This is a genomic window from Alloprevotella sp. OH1205_COT-284, assembly GCF_003859795.1.
GTDB lineage: Bacteria > Bacteroidota > Bacteroidia > Bacteroidales > Bacteroidaceae > Alloprevotella.
Genome location: NZ_RQYI01000048.1, coordinates 1 through 6,108, shown reverse-complemented (window position 1 = coordinate 6,108; position 6,108 = coordinate 1). Strand labels below are relative to the sequence as shown.

The window sequence follows — 6,108 nt, the reverse complement described above, 5'->3', positions numbered from 1 at the left end:
GTCATTGTATTTTTCGGTTGGACTTGGCAAGAAGTGCTTCCACATCCTCACGTTTGTAATAGCACTTATGCCCGATTTGGATAAAGGGCAACACGGACGTGTCCCGATAGTGCTGGAGCGTGCGTTTGCTGATGTTCAGTATTCGGCAGACGTCCCCGTTGTGCAACAGGTCGGGGACTTCGGGTTTCGCGCCAAAATGTTCTCTCATGCAAAGAGCCAGTTCTTCGATGCTCTTTTTCAGTTCCTCCCAAGCGGAGGAGTCGATGGCTGTAAATCTCATATCAATATCGTTTTAATTGTTGTTATTTTCTCTTTTTGATGCAAATGTATGCAACCGAAATCCTTGTTCTCTGACCTGATGAGATCAAAGGAAATCGCAGGAATTTGCAGGCAAATGTATAAGTAAAACCTATCTATTTTCAGAAGGGATTCCCTGCCTTTTCTCTCCGTTTCTCCAAATTCCTTCCGAGAGGAAAAATCCTGTTTCGATGCGAAAATAACGAACCAACATATACTGTTTACTCCATTCCTGCTAAGTGGATACTTCTGGCGTCGATATAGTATGAAGTGGCTCTGTTAGAGAGAATCTTCCTACCTGTCTTTTAGGCTTTTCCCTCTGCTTTCATCGAAAAGGCAAAGGCATGCATCTACACGTAATTCGATACAGCCATTCGGGTAGCGTTTCCCGTTCTTCCATTTGTCTTTTTCTGATTTTTGAGGAGAAAATGTGAGGTATCCTTTCCTTTTGCCGAAGAAATATGCAGCACCTCGATGCAACAACGCCATAAGGCTTGGCTTCACTTGTTCGCCTCTTTAACTTGGTTTCAGCATCCGTTTTCGGATGAAAGTTCAAAATCAAGCAAATAAAAGAGATACGAACAATGAAAAAAGAAGAGAAGGACAACCCCTCCAGGAATGCCCAAATAGAAGAGTTCCTTTCGGCTCGTTACGAGTTTCGGTACAATACCGTATTGCACCGAGCGGAGTACCGTCCACGAGGAACGGACGATTATACAGCCGTAGACCGCTACCGTATCAATACCCTCAAACGAGCTTTAGATAAGGAAGCCGATGTACAGACCTCGCCCGAGAACCTGTACAGCATCATCGAAAGCGATTTCTCCCCACGTGTTAATCCTGTACAAACCTATTTCCAAGCGTTACCACTGACGAAAGGAAATGCGGAAGCTATCACCGCCCTTGCCGACTGCGTGAGTGTAACCAATCCCGAGAAGTGGAGGGAATACCTCACCAAGTGGCTGGTTGCAGTGGTCGCCAACGCAATGGACGACAAGCAATGTCGTAACCATACCTGCCTTGTGCTGACAGGTGAGCAGGGAAAATTCAAAACCACGTTCCTTGACCTGCTCTGCCCTCCGTCTCTCTCCGATTACCGCTATACGGGGAAGATATATCCACAGGAGAAGGACGTGCTGAGTCTTATCGGGCAAAACCTTATCATCAATATTGACGACCAACTCAAAGCCCTCAATAAACGGGACGAGAACGAACTGAAGAATCTCATTACCTGTCCGCAGGTGAAGTACCGTATGCCTTACGAGAAGCATATCGAGGAGCGACCCCACTTGGCAAGTTTCGTGGCTTCGGTCAATGGCAACGACTTCCTCACCGACCCGACAGGGAGCAGACGCTTCCTCCCTTTTGAGGTGCTGGCGATAGAGATAGACCGAGCCAAGAGCATTCCGATGGATGCCGTTTACAGCGAAGCCAAGACACGGTTGAATGAAGGGTTTCGCTATTGGTTCAATGATGAAGAGATTATTGAATTGCATAGAAACAGCGAAGCCTTCCAAGTCTATACGACAGAGATGGAACTGTTGCTCCGCTATTTCACCTTTCCCACGGAGGCAGAGACGGCAACAAAACGCTTCTATATGACCAATTCGGAGATAGTGGGTTACCTCTCCTGCTATACCCGACAATCCCTCTCCGCCAAGCGGATGGGGGAAGCCTTACGAAAGGCTGGCTATACAAAGGAGTGTCGCAGGATAAACGGCAATCCCGTATATGTCTATGCCGTCCGTAAGATTTACCCCGAGCAACCGCCATAGCACCTTGTTGTTACCCCTCCTTGCAATACTTCTTTCTCTTTTCTTTCCTATTCTCCTTACTACGTTACTACAACTAAGGATAATACAGTGAAAGAGAAAGGATTGCAGGAGGGATTCATCTTGCAACACGGCTTACTACCATCTTTCTACGCTTCTACGGAAGAATGAATGAGAAAAGGTGTAGACAGGAGGTGTAGAAGGATAAAACAGAATGAAGTGTTACACTTTTCTCTTTCACTGTCAATCTCTTATCTGAATGTAGAAGAGTAGTAAGATAAAAAGAGGAAAATTCCAAAAAGAGAAAACAGAGCGAACTATGAATACGAACAATTCCAATCCAACGATAACAGCAATGAACAACGAATATTACGACCTACAATACATCAAGGCGATACCGATAGGCGACTACCTGCACGCCTGTGGCATCGAGCCTGCCAAGCTTTATAACGGCTATGCCCTTTATCACGCACCTTACCGAGAAGACCCCAATGCCAGCCTGAAAGTGGACTTTCGGCAAAACCTGTGGCACGACTATGGGACAAGCCAAGGTGGAAGCATCATAGACCTTGTGATGCGGATGCGTGGATGCAGTACCTACGAAGCAATGGCGCATCTTGCCGAAAGGAAAGCGATAATCCTCGCTTCCTCTTCCTTTCATCGTGAAACTCACACAGGACAGATAAGAGGTGAACAGCGACCAAGTAATGTAAGGCGTATTCTCTTCATCAGCGAAGAGTTGCCCCTGTATCTGCAAAACTATCTTCGAGAGGTACGCAGGATAGACCTTGCCGTGGCAAGTCCTTATCTCCGTCATATTCGCTACGAAGTAGGAGGAAGAGAGTATTCTGCCATCGGCTTTGCCAATCGTGCAGGAGGATATGAACTCCGAGACGACAAGACATTCAAGGGAACGATAGCTCCAAAGGATATTTCTCTGATTGCAGGAGAAGCGAACAATGCTCCTCACTGCATCTTTGAGGGCTTTATGGATTTCCTTTCCCTTCTCACGATGAAAGGAAAAGAAACTGCTCCCTGCCTTGTACTGAACTCTGTCAGCAATCTCCCACGAGCCATTGCCTATCTCCACGAGAAAGGTATCGATTCCGTTCAAGCTTTCTTCGATAACGACCAAGCTGGACGACAAGCCCTACATTCTTTACAATCGGCAGGTATCAACGTGGAGGATATGAGCCGACACTATTCCCGATACAAAGACCTCAATGAGTACCACGTTGCCCAAAGAACAGGGCAAAAACAGGTGATACCACCTCGCAAACGAGGACTTAGACGATAAGGCAAAAGAGAGCAAACAACATTATTCTATCATCAGGTATTCAAAGATGCAGGAAATAAAATGTATGCGAATAAACGGCTTTGTTTCGATAGCTACGGCAGTTCCTCAGAACAGCAAGTTTGCAGAGCCAAACTTAGAAACAAAGCGTGCAGGCATTCACAGAATGCAACGTAACAAGAAAGAAGTACGAGCAGGGCGGAGCGGACATTTCAAGAAATGCCATAGCTCATTAGGGTATTTTCTTCACGCTGCACTCCGTTATCGCTAAAAATACCCTCCTGAGCCAAGGGAGTCCGCCCCTTTGGATACGCCTTAAAACAAACTTCAAACAATGGGCTACGCCGTATTACATATAGACAAGGCGAGAAGCAACGACTCGGGAAATACCGCTCATATAGCGCGGACATATACCCCGAGTAACGTCGATCCTTCTCGCACACACCTGAACAGGGAATTGGTGCAATTCCCTGCAAATGTGACCAACCGTAGCGAAGCGATAGAGCATCGCATCGCCACAGCCGGTATCTACCGAAAGGTAGCAAAGAACCAAGTCAAAGCCCTGTGCTTTATTCTGTCGAGTTCTCCTGAGGACATGGCTCGTATAGAGCAGGAAGGACGCCTGTACGAGTGGTGTGATGAATCGATGGATTGGCTTCGCTCCACTTTCGGGGCGGACAACGTGGTCGCTGCCACGCTACACGCAGATGAGGAAACGCCCCATATTCACGCCACGGTCGTCCCCATTGTTACGGGTGAAAGACGGAAAGCCAAGGAGGAAGCCGAAAACGGCAAGCGGAAGTATAAGACGAAGAAGAACAAGGTACGGCTTTGTGCCGATGATGTGCTTACGCCAAAGAAACTGGAGCAGTATCAGACGGACTATGCCAAGCGAGTGCAACGGTTCGGGTTGGAACGGGGCGTACACGGCTCGGTAGCCAAGCACCGCACCACGATGGAGTATTACAAGGAAATTCTCAAATCCACGAAAGAGAAGGAAGCTCAAAAGGCGGAACTCACAGCCAAGATAAAGGAGCTGGAGAAGCAGGCAGGCAAGCTCCGAATGAAAGGCACGCTGTACTCCCTCTTTGGCAACTCCGAACTCGACAAGGCAGAGAAGCGTATTGCAGACTTGGAACAGGAAGCCGAACGGCAACAGTATCTTTCGGAAAAGGAGAAGAATGAAATCCGAAAGGAAGTCGTTCTCTTGAAGGACACGGTCAAGGGAAGGGACAGAGCCATTGCCGAATTGAAAGAAACCGTGCAGATTTACGAGGAAGAGCGGAATTGGATAAAACGTTTCTTCAGTGGCTTCTACCAGCTTTTGAATATCCGTCTGATGCTCAGAAAGATGAACTTCTCTGATGATAGGATAGCGGAGATGTATCGAACGGAAGCCCCCCAGCGAGGTACGGCTAAAGCCTATTCGGGATTATACAAGAGAGAGTTTACGGAAGAGGATAGCGAAATCTGTATCATCAAGGATGAGAAGAAACGACCGCTCCTCACCATCAACGGACTTCCCATAACTGATTGGTGCGAGCAGAAATGGAAACAACTCATCAATCGCAACCGCTCGCAACGGCTGTAATTGCTTTTTTCTTTCACTGACAAGAAGAAAAACAAGAAAAGACGCTCACTTTCCCTCGCAAATATGTACCTTTGCAAGTAGTAAAAGTGAGCGTTCTTTGGCTATTCAAAACAATGTGCCTCAATGCACTCCGCTCATTTCTAAATCGTTACCTATCCATCTATCCCTAAATGGTAACAATCTATTCTTCAACAAGATAGCTCGCTAACGAAAAATCCTAAAGGAAGATTTAAGACTATATTAGAAAATGCTTTGGCCATGAACGAGTCTCTTTCTAAGGCTTATTATCTGAAAGAATAACTCAGAGAGATTTGGAATCAATCCTCTAAGGAAAAGGCGAAAGCAGTCTTGATGGAGTGGATTGAACAAGCCAAAAACAGCAAAGTAATACCTCTCAAAGTAATGGCCAAGACGATAATGGCATATCGAAGCAATGTTGTCCTAAACGATTTATAGGCACGATGAATATGAGGTTGTTATCTACAATAACCCCTTCAAGTTTTTTTTAGCACATTTATTCCTCTCCTTCTATCTCTGGCGGAGGTGTAAATGGCTCGTTCAACCACTTGTCGAGTTCTATTTTCGTGAATGTATTCAATCTAAGTGATACGATAAGATTGGCGAGCCCCCATTTGTACTTTGCAATGTGTTTTAGCCAGCAGAGTAGTAGCATCGTTGACAAAGCAGTCCATATCTGCGTTTCAACAGCATTGCGCGATGTACCAATGAAACTCTTTATTTTCAACAGTTGCTTGATGTTTCTGAAGAATATCTCAATCATCCACCTTGCCTTATAGAGTTCGGCCAGCGTGGAAGTTGCTATCTTGAAATTATTGGTGAGCAACTGCACCACATAGCCATGCTCGTCATTCCAGACAGCTATGCGTCTGAGTGGTTTCGTGTATTTTTTCTTTGTCTGCTCACTTTTCAGCTCAATAATCTCGTCGATGATCACATTCTGCGCCCTCGTTTCGGGCAATAAACGTTCTTCAATTTGTGAGTAAAGCCAATGTTGTCCTAAACGTTTTTCGAGAAAACCCCAAAAAGGAAGTAAAGCTAAGGCCGAATGAACTACCTTAGCAAAGAGCACCACCTCTTTTACTTCCTATGGCAAATATAACACTTTTCGCACAAGCAATCGGTAGACTCCCGAA

Annotated in this window: 5 protein-coding genes and 1 pseudogene; 4 read left to right on the top strand and 2 right to left on the bottom strand. The window is 46.0% G+C overall.

Going from position 1 to position 6,108, the window contains the following annotated elements; all coding sequences use genetic code 11:
• Position 1: 1 nt before the first annotated feature.
• Positions 2-280, bottom strand: a complete 279-nt coding sequence (locus EII14_RS08915) for a helix-turn-helix domain-containing protein (RefSeq protein WP_046200204.1) — start codon at positions 278-280, stop codon at positions 2-4.
• A gap of 601 nt (positions 281-881) precedes the next feature.
• Here EII14_RS08915 and EII14_RS08910 point away from each other — a divergent pair.
• The 4 genes from EII14_RS08910 to EII14_RS09680 all read left to right on the top strand — a co-directional run bounded on the left by EII14_RS08910 (position 882) and on the right by EII14_RS09680 (position 5,410).
• Positions 882-2,072 (top strand): VapE domain-containing protein, encoded by a 1,191-nt coding sequence (locus EII14_RS08910; RefSeq protein WP_124932177.1) that lies wholly within the window; start codon positions 882-884, stop codon positions 2,070-2,072.
• Between the two features lie 352 nt (positions 2,073-2,424).
• Positions 2,425-3,366, top strand: coding sequence for a toprim domain-containing protein (locus EII14_RS08905; protein ID WP_124932176.1), 942 nt, complete (start codon positions 2,425-2,427; stop codon positions 3,364-3,366).
• 331 nt (positions 3,367-3,697) lie between these two features.
• Positions 3,698-4,954 carry a MobV family relaxase gene (gene mobV / locus EII14_RS08895; protein ID WP_124932175.1) on the top strand — a complete coding sequence of 419 codons (1,257 nt, stop codon included), beginning with the start codon at positions 3,698-3,700 and terminating at the stop codon, positions 4,952-4,954.
• Between the two features lie 309 nt (positions 4,955-5,263).
• A complete protein-coding gene (locus EII14_RS09680) occupies positions 5,264-5,410 on the top strand; it encodes a transposase (protein ID WP_124932178.1) in 147 nt (48 codons plus the stop codon).
• 58 nt (positions 5,411-5,468) lie between these two features.
• Here EII14_RS09680 and EII14_RS08885 read toward each other — a convergent pair.
• Positions 5,469-5,963: pseudogene (locus EII14_RS08885) on the bottom strand (transposase); the annotation flags it as partial.
• Positions 5,964-6,108 lie beyond the last annotated feature (145 nt).